Below are 22,390 nucleotides of genomic sequence, written 5' to 3' on the forward strand. Positions count from 1 at the left end.
GCTATGATTGCCGCTTGGACTTTTGATGACACCCGCCCAGCATGGACCAGATCGCCGAACAGACCGCGCATTTCACCTACACCCAGGCCCAGCTCAGCGAGATGGCCGCCGATGTGCTGCGGGTGGCACGCGAACTGGGGGCGACCGACGCCGCCACCGAGATTTCCGAAGGCAGCGGCCTGTCGGTGTCGGTGCGCAAGGGGCAGGTGGAGACCATCGAGCAGAACCGCGACAAGGTGGTCGGGGTCACGGTGATGATCGGCAAGCGCCGCGGCAACGCCAGCACCTCCGACTTCTCGCCGGCCGCGCTGCGCGCCACCGCCGAGGCGGCCTACAACATCGCCCGCTTCACCGCCGAGGACGACTGCGCCGGCCTCGCCGAAGAGGAATTGCTCGAGCGCGCGCCGCAGGACCTGGACCTGTTCCACCCCTGGGCGCTCGACGCCGAAGCCGCGATCGACATCGCCACCCGCGCCGAGGCCGCGGCCTTCGCGGTATCGCCGCGCATCCGCAACAGCGACGGCGCCAGCGTCTCGGCCCAGCATTCGCAGTTCGTGCTGGCGACCACGCGCGGCTTCACCGGCGGCTATCCGTATTCGCGCCATTTCATCTCGTGCGCGCCGATCGCCGGCAGCGGCAGCGGCATGCAGCGCGACGACTGGTATTCGTCCAAGCGCTCGCCGCTGGCGCTGGCCGCGCCCGAGGACATCGGCCGCTACGCCGCCGAGCGCGCGCTGGCGCGGCTGCAGGCGCGCAAGCTGTCGACGCGCCGCTGCCCGGTGCTGTTCGAGGCGCCGCTGGCCGCGGGGCTGCTGGGCGCCTTCGTGCAGGCGGTGTCGGGCGGCGCGCTGTACCGCAAGTCCACCTTCCTGTGCGATTCGCTGGGCCAGGCCGTGTTCGCCCCGCATATCCAGATCCATGAGCAGCCGCATACCCCCGGCGCCATGGGCAGCGCGCCGTTCGACGAGGAAGGCGTGCGCACCCGCGAGCGCGACGTGGTCAAGGACGGCGTGGTGCAGGGCTATTTCCTGTCCACCTATTCGGCGCGCAAGCTCGGCATGCAGACCACCGGCAATGCCGGCGGCTCGCACAACCTGACGCTGTCGAGCAGCCTGACCCAGCCCGGCGACGATTTCCCCGCCATGCTGCGCAAGCTCGGCACCGGCCTGCTGGTGACCGAGCTGATGGGGCAGGGCGTCAACTACGTCACCGGCGACTATTCGCGCGGCGCGTCGGGCTACTGGGTCGAGAATGGCGCGATCCAGTATCCGGTCGAGGAAATCACCATCGCCGGCAACATGGCCGAGATGTTCCGGCAGATCGTCGCGATCGGCGCGGATGCGCTGGTGCGCGGCACCAAGGAAACCGGCTCGATCCTGCTCGAGCAGATGACCATCGCGGGCAACTGAGCGGCATCGATCCCCCAATAAAAAAGCGGGCCAGGGCCCGCTTTTTTTATTTCATGCGCCGGTCAAGATTCTTCCGACGGCGGCCGCTCGTACGTGACGAAGGCGTAGTCGAAGCCGTTCGCCGCCGAATGATGGGTCTCGCGCGCGGTTTCGATCCATTGGCTGCGGTCGATCTCGGGGAAGAACGCGTCGCCCTCCACATCGGCATCGATCTCGGTCACCACCAGCCGGTCCGCGCTCGGAATGGCCTCGGCATACAGCTGCGCGCCGCCGATCAGGAAGATCTGCTCGGCGCCCACGCACAGGCGCTGGGCTTCTTCCAGCGAAGGCGCCACCTCGGCCCCCTCGATGCGCAGCCCGGGGTTGCGGCTGACCACGATATTGCGGCGCCCCGGCAGCGGGCGGCCGATCGAATCCCAGGTCTTGCGCCCCATGATCACGGGCGCGCCCATGGTGGTGCGCTTGAAGTGCGCCAGGTCTTCCGGCAGGCGCCACGGCAGCGTATTGTCGCGGCCGATGGTGCCGTTGCGGGCGCGCGCTACAACCAGTGTCAGCAGCGTCATACGGCCACCGGTGCCTTGATCGCGGGGTGCGACTGGTAGCCGGCCAGTTCGAAGTCTTCGTAGCGGTAATCGAAGAGGCTGTCGGGCTGGCGCAGGATCTTCAGTTGCGGCAGCGCCAGCGGCGCGCGCGCCAGCTGGGTCTGCACCTGCTCGAAATGATTGTTGTACAGGTGGCAGTCGCCGCCGGTCCAGATGAAGTCGCCCACTTCCAGCCCGGTCTGCTGCGCCATCATGTGGGTCAGCAGCGCATAGCTGGCGATATTGAACGGCACCCCCAGGAAGATATCGGCGCTGCGCTGGTACAGCTGGCACGAGAGCCGGCCGTCGGCCACGTAGAACTGGAAGAACGCATGGCAGGGCGGCAGCTTCATGCGCGGGATGTCGGCCACGTTCCAGGCCGACACGATCAGCCGGCGCGAATCCGGGTTGGCGCGGATCTGCGCCACCAGCTCGGTGATCTGGTCGATATGGCGGCCATCCGGCGCGGGCCACGAACGCCATTGCGAGCCGTAGACCGGGCCCAGTTCGCCGTGCTCGTCGGCCCACTCGTCCCAGATGGTGACGCCGTGCTCCTGCAGCCAGCGCACGTTGGTCGAGCCCTGCAGGAACCACAGCAGTTCATAGATGATCGACTTCAGGTGCAGCTTCTTGGTGGTGACCACCGGGAAGCCTTCGCGCAGGTCGAAGCGCATCTGGTAGCCGAACACCGAGCGCGTGCCGGTGCCGGTGCGGTCGGCCTTGTCGGTGCCATGCTCGTAAACATGGCGCATGAAGTCGAGGTACTGTTTCATCGGCGCGGGGCGGGATGGAAGGTGGCGCGGGCGCGAGGGCCCGCAAAGCTGGCATTTTAAAGCAAGACGGGCCGCCCCTCCGGGCGGCCCGTCTTTTGCGGCAGGGCCAGGGCACGGGGCCCTGGCGCCGGGGCAGGCTTAGTGGCTGCCGGCCGGCTCCTGCTGCTGCTCGCGGCGCTTCTGCACCAGGTAGCCGGCGCCCAGCACGCCGCCGACGATCAGCACGTACAGGCCCCAGTTGACCACCGGGTTGGCTTCGAAGAACGCCTTGATCATCGGCTCGTGCACGATCATCTTGACCGCCGTGAACGCCAGCACGCCGGCGCCCAGGTAGATGATGACCGGGAAGCGGGCCATCAGCTTGAGCACCAGGCTCGAGCCCCACACCACGATGGGGATGCTGATCAGCAGGCCCAGCACCACCAGCAGGAAGCTGCCGTGCGCGGCGCCGGCCACGGCCAGCACGTTGTCCACGCCCATCACCGCGTCGGCGATGATGATGGTTTTCATCGCGCCCCACAGGGTCGCTGCGCCCGCGCCGTGCCCTTCTTCGCCGCTGTCGTCGGACAGCAGCTTGTAGGCAATCCACACCAGCGCCAGGCCGCCCACCAGCATCAGGCCCGGAATCTTCAGCAGCCAGACCACGCCGATCGTCATGGCCGAGCGGACCACCACGGCACCCACGGTACCCCAGATAATGGCCTTCTTCTGCAGGTGGGGCGGCAGGTTGCGTGCCGCCAGCGCGATCACGATGGCATTGTCCCCGGCCAGCACCAGGTCAATGACGACGATGGACAGCAGCGCCGTCAGGAACTGCATCGTGAACAGATCGGTAAACCACTCCATGAACTCTCCTCAGGTACGAATCAGCGCAAGCGCGCGCATTGGGTTCGCCTGGATTCACGGGCACGGGAGCGTGGGGGCGCCTTTGCAAACCATGAAGTCCAGGTTGCAAAGGTCTTGCTCGACCACTGGCGCGGTATGCGCGCCGGTAGTCAGCACAACCGGGGACTGCGGTCCCGGAATGACGATTGTGCTAAGGGCATCAGCCCCGGAGCTACTCCCCTTTGAGGGCACGGCCGGTTCAGGGCCGCGTTGGGCGGGATTATAAACGAACTGCAAGGGACATGCCCCATTAGGAAAGATACTGACTCAAGTTCGCACGGGTGCCGTAATCGTCTCGCCCCGTCGCGCCATCCGGCCGCGCCAGGGCGCCGCCGCGTAGATGGCGATTTTGTATCGGGCCCGGCCATGGGGCTGCGCGATCCGCCGGATCGGCCTATCCTTGAGGTTCGGCTCCGACCGATGCGCCCCGGACAGCACAGGCGTGCATTGCGGAGACCGGCGCGCACGACATGCACAGCGCGGCCTTGGGGAATACGCAGTGAAGCAGTGCCCATTTGCGACCACACAAGGAAACGACATGCCGGTTGTCCCGAACCCGCCCAACCCGCCCTCGCGCCACAAAGCTCCACAGACCCCCCTCCCGCCCCTGAACCACCATAACGGCCATGCCGTGGCGCCGCCGGCGCTGGTGGCGCTGGCCAACGGCCGCGCGCAGCGCCCGCCGCAGCCGGAGTTCGTGCAGCAGTACCGCGAAGACAGCGGCGCGCTGCGCGAGCAGGTGCTGTCCGGCCTGCGCGCCGCGCAGGCGGCGATCAGTCCCAAGTTCTTCTACGACGTGCTGGGTTCGCGCCTGTTCGAAGCCATCACCGACCTGCCCGAGTACTACCCGACCCGCACCGAGGCCGCGATCTTTGCCAGCGCGGCGCCCGCCATCGCCGCACGCGCGGGCAGCGGCTGCGTGCTGGTGGACCTGGGCGCCGGCAACTGCGAGAAGGCGGCGCGGTTGTTCGGCAGCCTGCGCCCGGCGCAGTACGTGGCGGTGGATATCTCGGTCGAGTTTCTGCGCGCGACGTTGTCGTCGCTGCAGCAGCAGCATCCCGAGATCCCGATGCTCGGGCTGGGCGCCGACCTGTGCGCGCCGTTCGACCTGCCGGCCCAGGTCAGGCGCGGCAGGCGCCTGTTCTTCTATCCGGGCTCGAGCATCGGCAATTTCGCCCCGGTGGAGGCGCTGGCGCTGCTGCAGCGCCTGCGCGGCGCGGCCGGGCGCGGCGACGGCGTGCTGATCGGTGTGGACCTGCACAAGGACGAAGCCACGCTGGTATCGGCCTATGACGATGCGCTGGGCGTCACCGCGGCCTTCAACCGCAATGTGCTGCGCAATGTGAACCGCATCGTCGGCACCGATTTCGCGCTGGACGACTGGCGCCACCAGGCCAGTTTCGACCGCGCGGCCTCGCGCATCCAGATGCACCTGCAGGCAAGCCGCGACGTGCGCGTGCAATGGGACGGCGGCGCGCGCGAGTTCGCCGCGGGCGAGCGCATCCATACCGAGGATTCGTACAAGTACCGCCCGGAGGACTTCGCACTGCTGCTCGAAGCCGCCGGTTTCGACGACCCGGTGTACTGGTCCGACCCGCGCGGCTGGTTCGCGGTGTTCCACGCGCGCGGCTGACCGGCCCGTGGGTCGGGTAGTGTCATAATGGCCGCAGTCCGGCGCGGCGTGTCACGGCGCGCCACCTCCGGCCGCGGCTGCCCCCGGTTGTCCCGGTCGCCCCGGTCGCCCGCGGCCGTCCGGACCGCTGCCTGTCCACCCTCCACCCCCTGCGCGGACTTCCCGATGAGCGGCTTTCCCATGCTTCCCGATCTCTACTTCACCGGCGGCAAGGCGACGTGGTCGGACCCGCGCCGGCTGCCGCGCGAAGGGCTGGCGCAGGCACTGGTCGACACGCGCAGCCGCACGCTGGCGTGGCTGGCGCCGTTCGGGCAGACCCGCCGCGCCTGGGACGTGCCGCGCCAGTACGATGCCGACCCCCCGCTGTGGACGCTCGGCCACGTTGCCTGGCATGCGGAGTGGTGGTGCCTGCGCGGCGTGCGCCAGGTCGATCGCGGCGGCGTGCCGGTGCCGGTGGCATCGGAGCCGTCGCTGCTGGACGGCGCCGATGAATGGTTCGATCCCGACCGCATCGGGCCCGACGAGCGCTGGGAGATCGCGCTGCCCGACGTCGCGGTGATCAAGCGCTATGCCGCCGAGGTGCTCGACGGCGTGCTGCGCCGGATTGCGCTGCTGCCCGACGACACCGACCTGACGCTGTACCCGTACCGTCGCGCGCTGCTGCACGAAGACGCGCAGGGCGAGGGCGTGGCCGCGCTGCTGCAGGCGCTTGGCATGGCCCCCGCGGAGGCCGCCGGCGCCGCGCCGGCGCCGCCCGCCGGACATGGCGGCACGCTGCATTTCCCGGGCGGGCGCTTCACCCTCGGCTGGAGCGATGCCGATGGCTTTGCCTGGCCCGATGAGTTGCCGCCTCAGCCGACCTACGTGCCCGCGTTCGAAATCGACATGGCGCTGGTCAGCAACGCGCAGTTCCTCGAATTCGTCGAGGACGGCGGCTACGAGCATCCGGCCTGGTGGTCGTCGGCGGGGCGGCAATGGCTGATGACGCAGGAACGCTCCGCGCCGCGCTACTGGTCGCGCCATCCGGAGTCGCGCGCATGGATGCTGGAACGCTTCGGCACGCTGCGCACGCTCAATCCCGACGAGGCGGTGCGCCACGTCACGCTGTACGAGGCGCAGGCGTGGTGCATCTGGGCCGGCCGGCGCCTGCCGGCGGAATCGGAATGGGAACTCGCCGCGACCCAGAACCGCGGCCTGCAGTGGGGCGCGCTGCGCGAGTGGACCGCCACGCCGTACGAGCCGTATGCCGGCTTTGTCGCCGCGCCGTCCGACGGCGACATGGTGGGGCGCTTCGGCACGCACCAGGCGGTGCGCGCGGTCTCGTTCGCCAGCCCGGCGCGGCTGCGCCATGTGCGCGCGCGCTGGGCGAGGCTGCCCGAGGACGACCTGTCCTTCATCGGCTTTCGTACCTGCGCGTTGTAGCAGCGCCAGCAAAAAAAAACAGGGCACCCGAAGGTGCCCTGTTTTGTCATGCGGCAGGTGCGCTCAGCGCACCGCGCGCTCAACGCTCGTAGCGCGAGCGGCTGTTGCGGTTGCCGCCGTTGCCGCCGTTGCCGGCGAAGCCACCGCCAAAGCCGCGGTTGCCGTCGCGGTTGCCGAAGCTGCGGCCTTCGCCGCTGCCGCCATTGCCACGGTAGCCGCCGCCATTGCCACGGCCTTCGCCGAAGCCGCGGTTGCCGTCACGGTTGCCGAAGCCGCCGCGCGGATCGTCGCCGAACGGACGGCCGCCGTCACGGTTGCCGAAGCCGCGGGCACCGTCGCTGGCGCCGCGGTAGCCGCCGCCCTGGCCACGGTAGCCGCCTTCGCGGTTGCCGAAGCCGCCACGGTTGTCGTCGCCGAACGGGCGCGCGCCTTCCGTGCGGTTGCCGAAGCCGCGGCTCTCGCCACCGAACTTGCGCTCGCCGAAACCGGTGCGGTTGTCGCCGCCGAACTTGCGGTCGCCGAAGCTGCGTTCGCCGCCACGGTAGCCGCCATTGCCGCCGCCGTTGCCGCGGAAATCACCGCGGCCGCCACCCGGCTTGCCGCCGAAGTTCGAGCGCGGCTTGGGCGCGCGGCGCGGCTCCAGGCCCTCGATCACCGACGCGTCGACACGCTGGTTGGTGAAGCGCTCGATCCGGCGCCACTGGAACATGTCGTTGTGGTTGACCAGGTTGATGGCGATGCCCGAGCGGCCCGCGCGGCCGGTACGGCCGATGCGGTGCACGTAGTCCTCGGCCTGCTTGGGCAGGTCGAAGTTGACCACGTGGGTGATATCGGGCACGTCGATGCCGCGCGCGGCCACGTCGGTGGCCACCAGCACGCGCAGGTTGCCGCGGCGCAGCGCGGTCAGGGTGCGGTTGCGCGCGCCCTGGGTCATGTCGCCGTGCAGCGCGCCGGCGGAGAAGCCGGTGTCGGACAGGCGCTCGGCCAGCGAATCGGCATCGCGCTTGGTCGCGGTGAAGACGATGGCCTGCTTGAGCGACGCGTCGCGCAGCAGGTGGTCCAGCAGGCGCTCCTTGTGCGACATGTCGTCGGTGAAGTGCAGGCGCTGCTCGATATGGCTCTGGTCGGCGCGGGCCGCGGCGATCTCGATGCGCTGCGGATCCTTCAGCTGGCGCGACGCCAGCTGGGCGATGCGCGCATCCAGCGTGGCCGAGAACATCAGCGTCTGGCGCGAAGCCGGGGTGGCATTGACGATGGCGTCGATGTCGTCGGCAAAGCCCATGTCGAGCATGCGGTCGGCTTCGTCGAACACCAGCATCTGCAGCGCCGACAGGTCGATGCGGCCGGCATCGATATGGTCGAGCAGGCGCCCCGGCGTCGCCACCAGGATGTCAGGCATCTTGGCCAGCATGGCCAGCTGCTTGGGGTAGGGCATGCCGCCCAGGATGCTGGCGCAGACGATGCGGCGCAGGTTGCGGCCGTACTTGGCGGCGGCCTCGGTCACCTGCAGCGCCAGTTCGCGCGTGGGCGTCAGCACCAGCAGCGCCGGCTGGGCCGGGGCCGGACGGGGGCGCTTGCCCTTCATGCGCTTGGCGGGCTCGGTGGCGCGCTGCGGCGCCGGCATTTCGCTGATGCGCTGGATCGCGGGCAGCATGAACGCGGCGGTCTTGCCCGAGCCGGTCTGGCTCGAGACCAGCAGGTCGCGGCCGGCCAGGAAGGCCGGGATGGCCTGGGCCTGCACCGGCGTGGGCGTGTTGTAGTTCAGTTCGGAGAGGGCGCGCAGGATGGCCGCATCGAGGCCAAGCTTGGCGAAACCGCTTTCCACGGCCGGGGCTTCTTCAACTGCCGGGCTGGGGTTGAGCAGGGCGTCGAGCTTGTCGAGCGGGCTCTGGGCAGCGTCGGAAGTGATCGAAGCGTCGGTCGCGGAGGCAATAGCTTGCTCCGCACGAATGTCGTGCTGGGTCATGTCGAATGGTCAAATAAATGCATGGCACCCCGAACGCAGAATGGGGTGGGCGCAGTGCAAAGTCTTAAAAAGGCTTCGGCGCCAATCGGTGAGGCCGTTACGACAGACACAGCTGGCAGTACGGCGGCAGGCAGGGTGGTGGCTGGTAACCGCGGGGCGGTCCGGCCATGTCCCTGGCAGGCAAACAGCTCAGTTCAGGCTGTTCAACAGGATCGGAGACGAGGCGACGTCAGGTGAGCGGTGCGTTCTGCTGGGCGGCTGGGGCCATTTGTGATGACTAGGCGTCCGGCAGCGAGGAAACAGAGCTTGGGAGGGCAGCGGATTCGCCGGGCAGGAAGCCGGGCGCTTGGCGGATCTCACAGTTGCGAAACTCACGGCGCGGATTATAGCAGAGTGCCAGAATTTTGTTGCACTGCGAAAACGTAACCGGATATGTCTGCGCTGCAGCACCTGCGTAGCAGTGACCGGCCCGCTGGTTGAAAGCGGAAATGCCCCGCCTATACTTTAGGCGCGAGCACACAGGATGCCCGCACGGGGCGGACGAAAACGTTCCCGCTTGACCTCCTTCAGCGGCATTGCGCCGCTGTTCGCGGCAAGCACTGCGGTCATTGACTCCAGGCGCCAGTCTTCCTGCGACTCTCCGGGTGGTCCGGATGGGCGTCCGCGTCATGGGCGGAATCATGGGAAGCCTGCATGGACACAGAATGACCGAACTGCTGACCGCGTGACCCAGGCGGTCCGGGCCCGTCCGCATCCAAAGCCCGCCAGAGATGGCGGGCTTTTCATTTGGGCCGGCGGTCGCTTCAGTCCCCGGCATCCTTGCCCGCGGACTTGCGCGGCAGCCGGCCAAGCGGCGCCTCGCGCGGCATCACATGGCGGTTGCCGGGCAGGCCACCCGGGTAGTCGACGATGCGCGCGGCGCCCTGGCGCCGCAAGCCATGCCATGCCTGGCCGCCGGCAGTGCGCCCGCCACCGAGGATGGTGGTCATGGCCTGCCGGTCGAGATCCATGCTGTCGGGCAAATCCTTGATGACGATCACTGCCATGGCTGTCTCCGGTCAAGCGGGACCACGGCCTTGCGGCCGCGGGACCGCTTCAGTATAGGCGCCGAGGCGGTCCCGCGATCCTGCCGCGGGCCGCCGCGCGCTGCGCTCAGACGGCGGCAAAGTTGCCGGCCCATTGCGACGGGTTGACATTGACGCGCACCGGGCCGACGCCGGGGCCGACAAAGCTGTTGTTGAGCGTGTTGACGTTGATGCTTTGCAGCTGCGCGATGTTCTGGTTGACGTTGACGGTGACATTGGCGAGCGGGCCGACATCGCCGACACCGCGGCTGAGCCACGAGCTGCCGCCGCGTACGGCACCCAGCGAGGCACGGTCGAGTTCCTTGCTCAGGGCAAGGTCGCGGACGAGGATGGTTGACATGATGGGGCTCCTTTGAATCGGTGTGGGGGTGGCAGGCGCGGAGATTGCTGCGGTCGGGCAGGCTCTGCGCGCGCTGCGCATCGGGTTTCAGCCGAAGATGTTGTTGGTGGCGTTCTGGTTGGTGTGCACGTCGGACTTGACGTGGTCCAGGAAGGCCGAGCCATTGCCGTTCAGGTTGGTGACGGACTGCATCTGCGCGATGCTCTGCACGGCGCTGATGCTCTTGTCGACCGACGCCTTGATCGGCATGTAGACGGCAGCGAAGGGCAGGTACGACATGCCGCCGCGCACGGCGTGCATGCGCTTGCGGTCGAGGGTTGCGGCGGCGGACAGGTCCTGGATGGTCAGCGTGGTCATGATGGTCTCCGGTATCGGTAGTCAGTGTCTGGATTCAGTCAGCGGGGCGCGAAGGCTCAGCCGAAGATGTTGTTGGTGGCGTTCTGGTTGGTGCGCACGTCGGACTTGACGTGGTCCAGGAAGGCCGAGCCGTTGCCGTTCAGGTTGGTGACGGACTGCATCTGCGCGATCTCCTGCACGGCGGTGATGCTCTTGTCGATCGACAGCTTTACCGGGCTGTAGACAGCGGCGAAGGGCAGGTACGACATGCCGCCGCGCACGGCGTGCATGCGCTTGCTGTCGAGGGTTGCGGCGGAGGACAGGTCCTTGATGGTCAGCGTGGTCATGATGGTCTCCAGTAGAGGAAGGTGTTGCCTTGGGTTTGGGGTTCGAGCATCGGGTTGGTGTCGCGCTCGGGAGGGACAAACGCAGGGACTGTGCCAGGGCTATGGGCGCGCGCGCTGCGCGCACGCAAGTGCCTGAAAACAAGGGGTATTCGCGGCCGATGTCGGCTCGCGGCCACCCCCCGCGCGGCGCTGCCGGCGGCCCGCTGTGACGGGCCGCGGCCAACACTGGGGGCGCCGGTGTTGGTGCCGCCGCGACAGTGCCGCGCGCAGGCGGCGATGGCGCATGCAAAGCGCGCCGAGGTGCGGTGGCATGCCGTCCTCGCACGGTTTGCGCATGCCTTGGGTGCGCACTAGTATCCAGCGAGGAGAGGGCATATCCGCACGGTGGGACAGGCCCTGCCAGCAACCATGTCAGGGCATTCCGTGGCCAGTCTCAAAGACCTGATCCGCAAGTTCCAGAACGGTGGTCTCTCCGACGACGAGTTCGTCGCGTCGTTCGAAACGGCGCTGGCGCAAGACCCCACCACGCCGAGCCAGGCGGCCCGGGTGGTGATCGAGGAAAACACGCGCTTTCCGTTTCCGCCCGCGGTCTATGCCGAAGTGATGCGGCGCATCGAGCGCCGCGGCGCCACCCAATACGATGGCGCCACCGACGCCACGCGCCTGGCCGGCACCGAGACCGGCTCGATGTATGCGGCCTCGCCCGAACCCGGCACGCTGCCGCAGACGCCGGCCACCAAGGGCGTGGGCGATACGCTCAACGGCCGCTTCGTGCTGGAGGAATGCCTGGGCGTCGGCGGCATGGGCACGGTCTACAAGGCGCTCGACCTGCGCAAGCTGGAAGCCTCGGACCGCCGGCCCTATATCGCCATCAAGGTGCTGAACCTGCAATTCAGCGGCCATCCCAAGTCGCTGATGGCGCTGCAGCGCGAGGCGCGCAAGGCGCAGACGCTGGCGCACCGGAACATCGTCACGGTCTATGACTTCGACCGCGACGGGCCGGTGGTCTTCCTCACCATGGAGTACCTGTCGGGCTCGTCGCTCAACCATGTACTCAAGGCCCCGGGCTTTGCCGGCATGCCGATGGCGCGCGCCATGCCCATCATCCAGGGCATGGGCAATGCGCTGGCGTATGCGCACGAGCGCGGCTTCGTGCACTGCGACTTCAAGCCCGCCAATGTCTTCCTGACCGGCAACGGCGAGGTCAAGGTGATCGACTTCGGCATCGCACGCGGCTTCCTGCCGCCGGCCGACGAGTCCGACCGCACCGTATTCGATCCCGGTTCGCTGGGCGGCATGACGCCGGCCTATGCCAGCCCCGAGATGTTCGAGCATCGCGAGCCCGACCCGCGCGACGATATCTACGCGCTGGCCTGCGTGACCTACGAACTGCTGAGCGGCAAGCATCCCTACCAGCGGCTGTCGGCCAACCAGGCGCGCGAAGCGGGGCTCAAGCCGGCGCCGCTGCCGCAGCTGGGCCGCACGCAATGGAAGACCCTGCGTGAAGCACTTTCGCTCGACCGCGAGACGCGCACGCCGACGGTCGCGCGCTTCCTGCAGGGCATGAGCGTGGCGTCGGCCGCCGTAAGCGGTCCGGCGCGCCGCTCCGGGCCGTTGGTGGCGGGTGGCGTGCTGACCGCGCTGGCAGGCGTGGCGGCACTCGGCTACTACGCCTGGCAGTCGCAACGGCAGGCCGAAGCCCCGGCCGCGGATGCCGGTACGACGGCGCCGCTCAGCGCTGCCGCGCCGGCGGCGGAGCCGCCTGCCGCGCCCGTGCCGGCGCCGCCAGCGCCCGCGCCAGCCGCGCCGGCGGAGTTGTCGATGGCCGAGGTCGGCAAGCTGCTGGCCGCGGTGCCGTGCTCGCTGCTTGCCGGCGCGCGCCAGGACCAGACCCTGCACGTGCGCGGCTACCTGGCGGAAAGCGTGGGTGCCGCGCGCCTGCGCGAACAGCTCAGTGGCTTGCCCGGCGCCAAGGCGCTGCGCGAGGTAGTGGTCGACGCCCAGCCGCTGGCCGCCGACAAATGCGAAGTGGCCAGGATGATCGCGCCGTACTGGTCTGGCAACCGGCAGGGCGAGACGGCGTCTTCGCTGCAGTTGCGCGGCAAGGGCACCCAACTGACCGAGGGCGCGCCGATGGTGCTCGACCTGCGCACGCCGGCGCAGGATTCCTATGTCTATGTCGATTACTTTGCCGCCGACGGCAAGGTGGCGCATATGGTGCCGAGCCAGCGCATACCGGCTCACCAGGCGCCGCCGGCGTATCACGCCACCATCGGCGACAGCGGCGACTGGGTCGTATCGGCACCCTTCGGCAACGAACTGGTGGTGCTGCTGACCACGCCGGCGCCGCTGTTCGCGGCGCGCCGGGCCGAGGTCGAGTCGCGGCAGGAGTATTTGCGGGCGCTGGAAAAGCCGCTGGCGCAGATGGCGCGCACGTATGGCCGCGACCGCATCAGCGCGGACCTGGTGCAGATTTCCACGCGCGCACGCTGACGGCGCTGACCACGGTGCGCGGGCTTGCGCTTTACGCCGCAGCGGCTTGCTACTTCATGTCGCGTGCCACGCGAAAACCGTTCTGCGATTGCCGCACGCTCGGGCTGTACTTGAAGCGTGTCGACGACACCATGTAGCTGGCGCCTTCGCGCCACGAGCCGCCGCGGATGACACGCGCGCCGCAGGCGTTCTCGTTCCATGCGCGCCCGTCGGCGGGCGCGCCCTTGTACGAGCTGTGCCAGCAATCGGCCACCCATTCCCACACGCTGCCGTTGACGTCATGCAGGCCGTAGGGATTGGCCGCGAACGAACCCACCGGCGCCGGCGCATCCTGGCTCCACGGATCGCCGCAGTCCTTGCAGTTGGCATTGCCCTTGCGCATCTGGTCGCCCCACCAGTAAGTGGAGGCACTGCCGCCGCGCGCCGCGTATTCCCATTCCGCTTCGGTGGGCAGCCGGTAGTTCTTGCCGGTGGTCTTGCTGAGCCATGCCACGTACTGCTGGGCGTCGTCCCAGCTGACGTCGCGTACCGGTGCGTTCCTGGCGCTGTCGGCGACGGTGGGAATGCGCTGGCAGCCGCCGGCGTCGGCACAGGCGTTCCACTGTTCGACCGTGACTTCATAGCGGCCGATGGCAAAGGGCTGGGCGATCGAGACCTGATGCGGCGGCTTTTCGGCCGGGTCGCTGGCGCTGCTGCCCATGGTGAAGCTGCCCGCCGGCACCGTCACCAGCGCCGGGCAGGCCGGGCAATCGCGGATCTCCGCGGTGCGCAGCGTGGTACTGACCACGCCGTCGCCCGCCGCGCCGGCGCGCGGCGCCTGGGCCGCTGGCGCTGGTGCGGGCGCTGCAGGACGCGCGGCCGCTGGCGCAGGCGGCGCGGCCTTGGGCGGGGGCGCCGAAGCCGCAGCAGGCGCCGGGGATCGCGACGCTTGTCCGCCGGGCGCGGCGCCGGCGCGTGGCGCGGGCGCCTGTGCCTTGGGCGCGGGGGCGCTGCCCGCCAGGCGCTCGAGCCGTGCCCTGGCCAGTCCCGCGAATCGCCCGTTGGGGTACTGCTTCAGGTAGGCCTCGTAGTCGGCGGCGTAGTTGCTGTTCTTGATCGATTCCCAGAAGCTCAGCTCATACTGCTCGTCGGTGTTCTTCGGCATGATGCCGGCGAGCAGTGTCCGGTCTTGCGCCGCCGAATCTTGCGCCGCCGAATCTTGCGCCGCCGAATCTTGCGCCGATTCGCCAGCCGCGGGCATTGCCGTGGCGAGCAGCGCGGCCGTGGCGGCCATCGGAATCATCGCAGCCACGCGTACCACTGGTAGGTTGCGCCACATCTTCACACCTCGCTGGAGCCGCCGCGATTCCATTGCATGCCGTACCCGCCGGCATGCGCTGGGCACATCGGGGTGTGGCAGGACGTCGACCGGCTTGCTTCAAGATAGCACAGCGGGTGTGGATGCGGCGGAGCATTGCGAGGCCGCCGCCGCAAACCGGGGTCGCCTTTTCCGCGCTTGCGTTCTAACCTGAATGACGAATCGCCGAGCGCTGACCAACAAGCAACAACAAGGGGCTTTCGGGACAACGTGATCGGGTTTCGGGATAAATCTCGGGGAGGCGACGCGTATGTCCAGACGATTCCTGCTCCGCCTGCTGGCGGCCGCCACGCTGGCCGCTGCGCCTTCGCTGTCGTTGCCGACGGCGGCGCCGCCCAATGCCGAGGTCTATATCATCTGGCCGTACGACGGCGCTGTCATCGGCGGCGGCAAGTTCTGGGTGCGCATGGGCCTGCGCAATATGGGCGTCTGCCCGAAGGGCGTCGAATCGCCGCGCTGCGGACACCATCACCTGCTGATCGACACCGAGCTGCCACCGCTCGACAAGGAAATCCCTTCGGACAAGAACCACCTGCACTTCGGCGCGGGCGAGACCGATGCGCGCATCGAACTGCCGCCCGGCAAGCACACGCTGCAATTGCTGATGGGCGACGCGAAGCATGTTCCGTTCGAGCCGCCGATCTATTCGAAGAAGATCACGATCACGGTGAAATAGCGACGCAGCGTGCGCCGCGCACGCTCGCAGATGCCGATCAACAGACAGGGAGAGCGCCATGTCCCGACTACTTGCCGCGGCTGTCTTCGCCGTCAGCCTGTTGCTGTCCGCGTGGGTGCAGGGCGGCCCCACGGCCGCGCCGCCCAATGCCTACCTGTATATCGGCTGGCCCAATGACGGGCAGACCCTGCCCGCCGGAAAGCCGTTCAAGGTGTGGTTCGGGCTGCGCAACATGGGGGTGGCGCCCAAGGACGTGAAGTTTCCCAATACCGGGCACCATCACCTGCTGATCGACGTAGAGTTGCCGCCGATGGACAAGGAAATTCCCAACGACCGCAATCACCTGCATTTCGGCGCGGGCGAGACCGAAACCATGATCGAGCTGGCGCCGGGCAAGCACACGCTGCAGTTGCTGATGGGCGATGACAAGCACATACCGACCAACCCGCCGGTGTATTCCAAGCGGATCACGATCTACGTGAAGTAAGCCTGCTGCAGGCGGCCAGCTGACCTGGCGCGGGATCGGGCCGGATTGTTGGCCCGATCCCAACACGCATCCCCCCATCTGTTGGCGCGCTCCCGCCACCACGCCGCGCGGCAATCGTGCCGCAGTCCTTCCCGGCCACGCGCCGGAAACAAAAAAACCCCGTGTTTACAGGCACTTCGGCCATCTGCCCCGGCATCGCGGGCGCGCTGGCACAGTCCCTGCGTTTGTCCCTCCCGAGCGCGACACCAACCCGATGCTCGAACCCCGAAACCCCAGGCAACACCCTTCCTCTACCGGAGACCATCATGACCAAGCTGACCCTCACCGACCTGACCACCGTCGAAACCCTGGACCGCAAGGGCATGCACGCCGTGCGCGGCGGCCGCGCGCTGCCGTTCGTGGCCGTGTTCCAGCCGCTGAACCTGTCGTTCGACAAGAGCATCACCGCCGTGCAGGAGATCGCGCAGATGCAGTCCGTCACCAACCTGAACGGCAACGGCTCGGCCTTCCTCGACCATGTCCGTTCGCATGTGGATACCAACCAGAACGCCAGCAACAATATCTATCGTTGAGAGGATGGTTGAGATGGCGCAGCGCCGCGGGGGCGACCCCGCGGCGCTTTTGCCGACCCCGTGCCGATCGGGGTTGGAGCGCGCGCCCGCGCGCACCACAATACAGACAGACGCGGCGGCCCCACTGGACCGGCGAACCGGCACAGCCCTGCCGAACGCCGCACGCAGGAACACATCGTGCCCGAATTCCCCATCGCTCCGTCCGTGCCTGCGGTGATCCGCGCGCCGCGCCGTGCGGCCTGGCTTGCCGCGTTGGCGGCCGGCCTGGCGTTGCTGGCGGGTTGCGCCGATTTCCGCCCGCCGGTGTACCAGCGTCCCGAAACGCCCGCCAAGGCCGAATGGTCGCGCCAGGACTCGATCACGGTATCGCCGTCCGAAGCGGTGCAGCCCAACTGGTGGCTGGGCTTCAAGGACCCGTACCTGAACCAGCTGATCGAACGCGCGCTTGGCGGCAACTACGACATCAAGGTGCTCACGGCGCGCATCCGCGTAGCCAACGCGCAAATCGGCGAGGCCCGCGCCGGCGGGCTGCCGGTGATCGACATCGGCGCGGGCGCGAGCTTCGAAAAAAGCACCGGGCAGAAGTCCACATGGACCTATAGCGCCGGCGCCCAGCTGAACTGGGACATCGATATCTGGGGCAAGGTCGAGAAGGGCGTGCAGGCGCAGACGGCCGAGTTCCGTGCCACCGAGGCCGACTGGCGCGCCGGCTACCTGACGCTGGTGGCCAATGTCTCGACCACGTACTTCCAGATCCTGCAGTTCGACGAGCAGATCGAGCAGCAGTCGCGCACCGTGGCCAGGAACGGGCAGATCCTGTCGACCTACCAGGCCATGTACCAGAACGGGCTGGTGCCGAAGATCCGCGTGATGCAGCAGCAGGCGGAGATCAATCGCCTGAACAAGGACCTGCTCGAGCTGCGCCGTTCGCGCGATGTGGCGGAGAACGCGCTGGCGACGCTGGTGGGCGTGCCCGCCGGCAATCTCAAGGTGCCGGCCGGGCGCCTGCAGGATCGCGTGCAGCCGCCGGCGGTGCCGGCGGGATTGCCGTCGCAGCTGCTGGCGCGGCGCCCGGACGTGGTGGCGGCGGAGTACCGCGTGCTGGCCGCCTACAACATCGTCGGCCAGGCGCGCCTGGCGCAGCTGCCCAGCATCAGCCTGACCGCGCGCGGCGGCACCGCCAGTTTCGCGCTGAGCGACCTGCTCAAGTCCTTCACCTTCGGCTTCATGCCGAGCATCAACCTGCCGATGCTGGACCCGAACGTGCGTGCGCGGGTCAAGACCACCGAGGCGCAGGTGGGCGTGGCGGAAAACGAATATGGCCGCACCGTGATGACCGCGTTCGAGGAAGTCGAAACCGCGCTGGTCAACGTCGACGCCCACAAGAAACAGCGCATCGAGCTGCAGCAGCAGGTGGAACAGCTGCGCGTGGTATCCGCGCAGATCGAGGCGCAGCTGAAGGAAGGCGTGGTCTCGCAGCTCGAAGTGTTCGAGACTGAGCGCTCGCTGCTGGCCGCGCAGCTGCAGTTGTTGGCGGTCCACCAACAAATCCTGGGCGACACCATCACGCTCTACAAGGCGCTCGGCGGCGGCTGGCCCGAGGCCGATGTACGCAACACCGCCCTGAATCCACCGCAGTAAGTGGTGCCGGCGATGCCGTGCCGGTGCAAAGGTGATGCCGGCGCACGCAACGCGTTGCGCAACGCCTGCGCGCACGCCGGCCGCTGGCTTCAAGCCGATGCCGCTGCCACCCCAACCACGCCTGCCGTGGCCGATTGACTAGCCTAGGCCGTCGCCTACTATGTTCTTAGTCGCTTCATCCCCCCTGGCCCGCCGGCCGCGGCAGCCGCGCTGTTGGCTCGCTGGAAACATGGCTCCTGACGAAGCACTGATCATGGAAATGCCGGTGAAAATGGCCCAGGGATCCGCACGGGAACTCGCTCAGCATGCGGCGCAGGACGTGGCGCCGAATGTGGCGCCGAACGTGGCGCAAAACGCCGCGCAAGACGCGGCGCAGGAATTCGATGTCTTCCTGACGCCGGTGGCGCGCCCCGAGCTCGGCGAAATCCGCATCGACGAAGCGCTGTTCGCGGTCGGCCGCAGCGAGCTGCCGTTCGCGACTTACCCGGAAGCGCTGGCCGCACCGCTATCGCGGCGCCATGCGCGCATTTTTGCCGAGCATGGCGCAGTCTATGTGGCGGACCTCGGCAGCAAGAACGGCACGCGCGTCAACGGCGTGGCCGTGGCGCGCCAGCCGGCGCGCCTCTGCGATGGCGATGAAGTCGCGTTCGGGCCGATGCTGTCGTTCCGGGTGCGGCTGTCGCCGCGCGCGCTGCGGCCCGAGCCGCCGCGCGTGGCGCTGACGCTGGTCCCGGAACGCCATGACGTCGGGCTGCAGCCGCTGCACGTGGAGCAGTTCCCCTACCTGATCAGCAAGGGCGACGATGCCTTCGCGCGTTTTCGCGACAGCTATCCGCACCAGGTCAACTACCTGTCGCGGCGCCATGCCCATATCTACCTGAAGGGCGGCATCCCCTTCGTCGAGGACCTTGGCAGCACCAATGGCACCTTCGTCAACGGCAAGCGCCTGGCCGACCACGGCGTGCCGCTCGACGATGGCGACCTGATCGCGTTCGGCGGCAACCACTTTGTCTACCAGGCCCAGGTGCGATCCGACGGCGCCGGCGATGCCACGGCGACGCGTTCGCTGCTGCAGCTCCCAGACCCGCCGGCCGCGCCTGACACGCCCGGCACGCCCGCATCGCCTGCCGCGTTGGCTGCCGCAATTGCCACGCCGCCCGCCCGCGACGACGGCGACCGCACCACCTTTGTCGGCGCGCCCGATTCCTTCCTCGATATCTTCTGCGTCGACTATGCCGCCCATCAGGAAGACGAGGTCAACACCGAAGCCGAGGCCCAGGCCGCGGCAGCCACCGCCGCCGCTGACGGCGCGCGCGGGGGACACCGTGCGCGCGGCCGTGCCGCGCTGCTGCTGGCGGAAGGGGCCCGGCTGTTCGGACTGGAGCAGCCGCCGCGCATGCGGCGCGCGACGCGCTGGGGCGGCGCCTTGCTGCTGCTCGTGCTGGTGGCGGGCGCCGCGGTCTACTGGCGTGGCGCGCCGGAGCGCGCGGTGCAGTCGCGCTTCGCCGCGGGCGACCATGCGGGGGCGGCGCAGGCGGCCGACAGCTACCTGGCGCGGCATCCCGACGATGTCGAAGTCCAGGCCGTCGGCACCGAAGCCTTGCTGCGCGCCTACGTGCCCGACTTTGCCGCCAGGCTGAAGGCCGGCGACATGGCCGGCGCCGATGCCGTGCTGGCGCGCCTGCGCCAGCTCAGCACGCACAACGCGGAAGCACGGCCGCTGGTGGCCGAGCTCGACTGGGTCGGCAGGCTCGAGCGCTTCACCGCGCCGCGCGCCGTCGATGCGCCGATCCGGCTCTACACCGACGAGACGCCGATGCGCCAGCTGCTGGCGTACTGGAACCAGGACACCGCCGCGCACCAGCGCGCGCTCGGGCGCATCGCGGCCGACGTGCCGGCGTTCCGCGACCTGTATGCCGATGCGCTCAGCGATGTGCGCCGGCTGCAGAACGATGCCTCGGTCTATCTGGCGGCGATCGACCGGCTCAATGCCACCATCGCTGCCGAACTGGGCCGCGACCGCCCGGAGGCCTTGCAGCCGGTGCTTGCCGAATACCGCGAGAAGTATCCGCGCCTGGCCGGCCTGGACCGGCTGCAGTCGGACCTGGATCGCTACACCGGCCTGCTGCAGGCATTGCGCGCGCGCCGGCCGGGGCAACTGGTGGCGCGGCTGGCCGACAGCCGTTTCGCCACGCCGCCGTTCCAGGCGCAGCTGGCCACGCTGGGCGCGCGCCTGCCGCCGGCCGAGGTGGCGCGCGCGTATGCGACCGCGGCCCGGGCGTGGCAGCGCGGCGACAGCACCACCGCGCTGGCCGCGCTCGGGCAGATCCGTGGCGGGCCGTGGGCCGACGACCTGGCGCGCGACCTGGCGCACAAGCAGAAGGTGGCGGCGCAGTATGCCGCGTTGCAGTCCGCGCGCGGCAGCCGTGGCTACGAGGACCGCCTGCTCGATTTCTACGCCATGCTCGAGGCGGAGGAGGACGGCTATTTCGCCAAGGCGGTCGAGGCCGATGTCAACGGCGTGCGCGACAGCGCCCTGCGCCGCGCGCGCGAGCTGATGGCGAGCGCGCTCGCGGCGTGGAAGCAGTATCGCGCCAACGGCGTGATCGGCGGCGAGCAGCGGCTCGAGCCCGGCATCTCGCCGAAGTTCCGCGCGCAGGCGCGGCTGCTGTCGCAGGCGCAGGACGACGCGCGCCAGGGCATGCGCATCTTCACGCAACTGCGCGCGGGCGAGAGCGCCGACCTGGCGCAACTGGCCAAGGTCGAGCAGGAGATCCGCGCCGAGGCCGAGCAGCAGCGGCACGCGCTGCGCGAGCTAAGCACGGTGCTCGACCCCGCCGTGCTCAAGGCCAAGCTCGCGCTGATCGGCGGTGAAGACACCGGCAAGGCGCCGGAGTCAGTCGCGGCTGCGTCTGCGGCTGCAGCCACGGTCCCGCCACAGGGGAAACCATGAAGGACGATGCCCGCCACGCCGGCCTCAAGCCGCTGTCCGAGGCGCTCGAAGACCACGGCGCCGAAGGCATCGGCCTGCTCAGCGCGGAGCCGTCGCGCCTGGGCCTGCTGACCATCGTCACCACCTTCGCACTGGTGTTGTGCGGGCTGGTCTGGTCCTTCGTCGGCCACGCCGATGTCATCGTCACCGCGCAGGGTACGCTGGCGCCCGAATCCGAGGTGCGGCGCTTCTATGCCCCGGTGGACGGCGAGCTGGCCGACCTTTACGTGGCCGAAGGGCAGCCCGTGTCCAAGGACGATGTGCTGGCGCGACTGAATGCGCGTGGCGCGATCGAAGCCGCCGCCAACGCGCTGGAGGCGCAGCTCAAGCTGGAAGACTCCGAGCGCGAGTGGAAGCAGTTCCCCGACAAGAAGGCGCTGATGGAACGCCGCGCGGCGGCGCTCAAGCAGCAGATCGACGTGGCCACGCGCCAGCACGAGACCCGCATCGCCGAAGGCACCACGCGGCTGGCCGAGCAGCAGCGCGCGCAACTGCAGGAAGCGCGCAGCAACCTGGACAATGCGCGCCGCGCGCGCGAGTTCGCGCGCCAGGAGCAGGACCGCTATGCGCGCCTGCTGGCGCTGCCCGGCGGGGGCGGGGTTTCGCAATCGCAGGTCGATGCCAAGCGTGCCGCGGCGCAGGATGCGGACAACAACCTGCGCGTGGCGCAGTCGCGGCTGGGCGAACTGGAGGCGCGCCTGGGCCGCGAGCTGACCCAGGCCAGCTCCGAGCTGGAAAGCAGCGGCCAGGACCTCGCGGGCTTGCGCGTGCAATATGACGCGGCGCTGCGCGAGATCGCCAATACCGAGGACAAGCTGCGCCTGCAGGTGCAGACCGCCCGGCTGGTGGCGGACGCCGCCGCGCGCATCCGCTTCGAGAACATCGACAAGGACAATTTCCTGCTGATCCTGGCGCCGGTGTCCGGCGTGATCACCGACGTCACCTCGACCCAGCGCGGCGACAAGGTGCAGGCCAATACGCCGCTGGGCGGCATCGCGCCCAAGGATGCGCGCCCGGTGGTGAAGATCGTGATTGCCGAGCGCGACCGCGCCTTCCTGCGCGAAGGGCTGCCGGTCAAGCTCAAGTTCAATGCCTTCCCGTACCAGCGCTACGGGATCATCGACGGCACACTCGAGTTCATCTCGCCTGCGACCAAGCCGGGCGGGGCTGACAAGCAGCCGGTCTACGAGGGCCGCGTGCGCCTGGCGCGCGACTATTACACCGTGGCCGACAACAAGTATCCGCTGCGCTATGGCATGACCGCCACGGCGGAGATCGTGGTGCGCGAACGGCGCCTGATCGACCTCGGGCTCGATCCCTTCCGCGAGGTGGCGGGCTAGCGTCGTGGTGGCACACAGGAACAGGAATCTGGACAGCCGGGCGCGCCACCGCGCC

Annotated in this window: 19 protein-coding genes; 10 read left to right on the forward strand and 9 right to left on the reverse strand. The window is 68.9% G+C overall.

Features of this window, described 5'->3' with window-relative positions; translation table 11 throughout:
• Positions 1–41: 41 nt before the first annotated feature.
• Complete coding sequence (gene pmbA, locus U9J39_RS05330; protein WP_326346665.1) at positions 42–1,409, forward strand: metalloprotease PmbA; 1,368 nt, start codon at positions 42–44, stop codon at positions 1,407–1,409.
• Positions 1,410–1,471: 62 nt separating this feature from the next.
• Here the strand turns inward: pmbA and U9J39_RS05335 are convergent, their stop codons facing one another.
• From U9J39_RS05335 to U9J39_RS05345, 3 genes are all read right to left on the reverse strand, one after another.
• A complete protein-coding gene (locus tag U9J39_RS05335) occupies positions 1,472–1,972 on the reverse strand; it encodes a dihydrofolate reductase (protein ID WP_116312864.1) in 501 nt (166 codons plus the stop codon).
• A complete protein-coding gene (locus U9J39_RS05340; protein ID WP_115710273.1) occupies positions 1,969–2,763 on the reverse strand; it encodes a thymidylate synthase in 795 nt (264 codons plus the stop codon). The genes U9J39_RS05335 and U9J39_RS05340 overlap by 4 nt, the downstream gene beginning before the upstream one ends.
• Before the next feature lie 138 nt (positions 2,764–2,901).
• Entirely contained in the window at positions 2,902–3,609 is a 708-nt protein-coding gene (locus tag U9J39_RS05345; RefSeq protein WP_115710272.1) for a TerC family protein, read from the reverse strand.
• A 577-nt stretch (positions 3,610–4,186) separates the two neighbouring features.
• Here U9J39_RS05345 and egtD point away from each other — a divergent pair.
• Together egtD and U9J39_RS05355 are read left to right on the forward strand one after the other, a co-directional pair.
• Positions 4,187–5,281, forward strand: a complete 1,095-nt coding sequence (gene egtD / locus U9J39_RS05350; RefSeq protein ID WP_115680727.1) for an L-histidine N(alpha)-methyltransferase — start codon at positions 4,187–4,189, stop codon at positions 5,279–5,281.
• 165 nt (positions 5,282–5,446) lie between these two features.
• On the forward strand, positions 5,447–6,703 hold the full coding sequence (locus U9J39_RS05355) for an SUMF1/EgtB/PvdO family nonheme iron enzyme (RefSeq protein ID WP_115710270.1): 1,257 nt from the start codon (positions 5,447–5,449) through the stop codon (positions 6,701–6,703).
• Positions 6,704–6,782: 79 nt separating this feature from the next.
• On the opposite strand, the gene U9J39_RS05360 is transcribed toward U9J39_RS05355, so the two are convergent.
• The 5 genes from U9J39_RS05360 to U9J39_RS05380 all read right to left on the reverse strand — a co-directional run bounded on the left by U9J39_RS05360 (position 6,783) and on the right by U9J39_RS05380 (position 10,777).
• A complete protein-coding gene (locus tag U9J39_RS05360) occupies positions 6,783–8,669 on the reverse strand; it encodes a DEAD/DEAH box helicase (protein WP_115680725.1) in 1,887 nt (628 codons plus the stop codon).
• An 803-nt stretch (positions 8,670–9,472) separates the two neighbouring features.
• On the reverse strand, positions 9,473–9,715 hold the full coding sequence (locus tag U9J39_RS05365; RefSeq protein ID WP_115680724.1) for a hypothetical protein: 243 nt from the start codon (positions 9,713–9,715) through the stop codon (positions 9,473–9,475).
• A 106-nt stretch (positions 9,716–9,821) separates the two neighbouring features.
• Positions 9,822–10,094, reverse strand: a complete 273-nt coding sequence (locus U9J39_RS05370; protein WP_062801221.1) for a hypothetical protein — start codon at positions 10,092–10,094, stop codon at positions 9,822–9,824.
• Positions 10,095–10,181: 87 nt separating this feature from the next.
• Positions 10,182–10,451 (reverse strand): hypothetical protein, encoded by a 270-nt coding sequence (locus U9J39_RS05375; RefSeq protein WP_111521419.1) that lies wholly within the window; start codon positions 10,449–10,451, stop codon positions 10,182–10,184.
• Positions 10,452–10,507: 56 nt separating this feature from the next.
• Positions 10,508–10,777 (reverse strand): hypothetical protein, encoded by a 270-nt coding sequence (locus U9J39_RS05380; RefSeq protein ID WP_115710266.1) that lies wholly within the window; start codon positions 10,775–10,777, stop codon positions 10,508–10,510.
• 408 nt (positions 10,778–11,185) lie between these two features.
• On the opposite strand from U9J39_RS05380, the gene U9J39_RS05385 reads away from it, so the two are divergent.
• On the forward strand, positions 11,186–13,270 hold the full coding sequence (locus U9J39_RS05385; RefSeq protein ID WP_116312862.1) for a serine/threonine protein kinase: 2,085 nt from the start codon (positions 11,186–11,188) through the stop codon (positions 13,268–13,270).
• 49 nt (positions 13,271–13,319) lie between these two features.
• Here the strand turns inward: U9J39_RS05385 and U9J39_RS05390 are convergent, their stop codons facing one another.
• On the reverse strand, positions 13,320–14,621 hold the full coding sequence (locus tag U9J39_RS05390) for a formylglycine-generating enzyme family protein (RefSeq protein WP_442784884.1): 1,302 nt from the start codon (positions 14,619–14,621) through the stop codon (positions 13,320–13,322).
• Positions 14,622–14,877: 256 nt separating this feature from the next.
• On the opposite strand from U9J39_RS05390, the gene U9J39_RS05395 reads away from it, so the two are divergent.
• From U9J39_RS05395 to U9J39_RS05420, 6 genes are all read left to right on the forward strand, one after another.
• Positions 14,878–15,303: a DUF4399 domain-containing protein gene (locus U9J39_RS05395; RefSeq protein ID WP_115710260.1), complete on the forward strand. Its 426-nt coding sequence runs from the start codon at positions 14,878–14,880 to the stop codon at positions 15,301–15,303.
• A gap of 58 nt (positions 15,304–15,361) precedes the next feature.
• Positions 15,362–15,790, forward strand: coding sequence for a DUF4399 domain-containing protein (locus U9J39_RS05400; RefSeq protein ID WP_092307142.1), 429 nt, complete (start codon positions 15,362–15,364; stop codon positions 15,788–15,790).
• 305 nt (positions 15,791–16,095) lie between these two features.
• Positions 16,096–16,362 (forward strand): hypothetical protein, encoded by a 267-nt coding sequence (locus U9J39_RS05405; protein WP_115680719.1) that lies wholly within the window; start codon positions 16,096–16,098, stop codon positions 16,360–16,362.
• 177 nt (positions 16,363–16,539) lie between these two features.
• A complete protein-coding gene (locus U9J39_RS05410) occupies positions 16,540–18,003 on the forward strand; it encodes an efflux transporter outer membrane subunit (RefSeq protein ID WP_326346667.1) in 1,464 nt (487 codons plus the stop codon).
• A 229-nt stretch (positions 18,004–18,232) separates the two neighbouring features.
• Entirely contained in the window at positions 18,233–20,956 is a 2,724-nt protein-coding gene (locus U9J39_RS05415) for an FHA domain-containing protein (RefSeq protein ID WP_326346668.1), read from the forward strand.
• On the forward strand, positions 20,953–22,335 hold the full coding sequence (locus U9J39_RS05420) for an HlyD family efflux transporter periplasmic adaptor subunit (protein WP_115710254.1): 1,383 nt from the start codon (positions 20,953–20,955) through the stop codon (positions 22,333–22,335). Before U9J39_RS05415 ends, U9J39_RS05420 begins: the two co-directional genes overlap by 4 nt.
• The last annotated feature ends 55 nt before the right edge of the window (positions 22,336–22,390 follow it).

The sequence above is a fragment of the Cupriavidus sp. SS-3 genome (assembly GCF_035818815.1).
GTDB lineage: Bacteria > Pseudomonadota > Gammaproteobacteria > Burkholderiales > Burkholderiaceae > Cupriavidus > Cupriavidus taiwanensis_C.

Bases quoted from the DNA above. Each gene is read 5' to 3' on its own strand.
- pmbA (WP_326346665.1), top strand. From the start codon at position 42: ATGGACCAGATCGCCGAACAGACCGCGCATTTCACCTACACCCAGGCC.
- U9J39_RS05415 (WP_326346668.1), top strand. From the start codon at position 18,233: ATGGCTCCTGACGAAGCACTGATCATGGAAATGCCGGTGAAAATGGCC.
- U9J39_RS05405 (WP_115680719.1), top strand. From the start codon at position 16,096: ATGACCAAGCTGACCCTCACCGACCTGACCACCGTCGAAACCCTGGAC.
- U9J39_RS05380 (WP_115710266.1), bottom strand. From the start codon at position 10,777: ATGACCACGCTGACCATCAAGGACCTGTCCTCCGCCGCAACCCTCGAC.
- U9J39_RS05340 (WP_115710273.1), bottom strand. From the start codon at position 2,763: ATGAAACAGTACCTCGACTTCATGCGCCATGTTTACGAGCATGGCACC.
- U9J39_RS05385 (WP_116312862.1), top strand. From the start codon at position 11,186: ATGTCAGGGCATTCCGTGGCCAGTCTCAAAGACCTGATCCGCAAGTTC.
- U9J39_RS05375 (WP_111521419.1), bottom strand. From the start codon at position 10,451: ATGACCACGCTGACCATCCAGGACCTGTCCGCCGCCGCAACCCTCGAC.
- U9J39_RS05360 (WP_115680725.1), bottom strand. From the start codon at position 8,669: ATGACCCAGCACGACATTCGTGCGGAGCAAGCTATTGCCTCCGCGACC.
- U9J39_RS05355 (WP_115710270.1), top strand. From the start codon at position 5,447: ATGAGCGGCTTTCCCATGCTTCCCGATCTCTACTTCACCGGCGGCAAG.
- U9J39_RS05365 (WP_115680724.1), bottom strand. From the start codon at position 9,715: ATGGCAGTGATCGTCATCAAGGATTTGCCCGACAGCATGGATCTCGAC.
- U9J39_RS05335 (WP_116312864.1), bottom strand. From the start codon at position 1,972: ATGACGCTGCTGACACTGGTTGTAGCGCGCGCCCGCAACGGCACCATC.
- U9J39_RS05390 (WP_442784884.1), bottom strand. From the start codon at position 14,621: ATGGAATCGCGGCGGCTCCAGCGAGGTGTGAAGATGTGGCGCAACCTA.
- U9J39_RS05400 (WP_092307142.1), top strand. From the start codon at position 15,362: ATGTCCCGACTACTTGCCGCGGCTGTCTTCGCCGTCAGCCTGTTGCTG.
- U9J39_RS05345 (WP_115710272.1), bottom strand. From the start codon at position 3,609: ATGGAGTGGTTTACCGATCTGTTCACGATGCAGTTCCTGACGGCGCTG.
- U9J39_RS05420 (WP_115710254.1), top strand. From the start codon at position 20,953: ATGAAGGACGATGCCCGCCACGCCGGCCTCAAGCCGCTGTCCGAGGCG.
- egtD (WP_115680727.1), top strand. From the start codon at position 4,187: ATGCCGGTTGTCCCGAACCCGCCCAACCCGCCCTCGCGCCACAAAGCT.
- U9J39_RS05395 (WP_115710260.1), top strand. From the start codon at position 14,878: ATGTCCAGACGATTCCTGCTCCGCCTGCTGGCGGCCGCCACGCTGGCC.
- U9J39_RS05370 (WP_062801221.1), bottom strand. From the start codon at position 10,094: ATGTCAACCATCCTCGTCCGCGACCTTGCCCTGAGCAAGGAACTCGAC.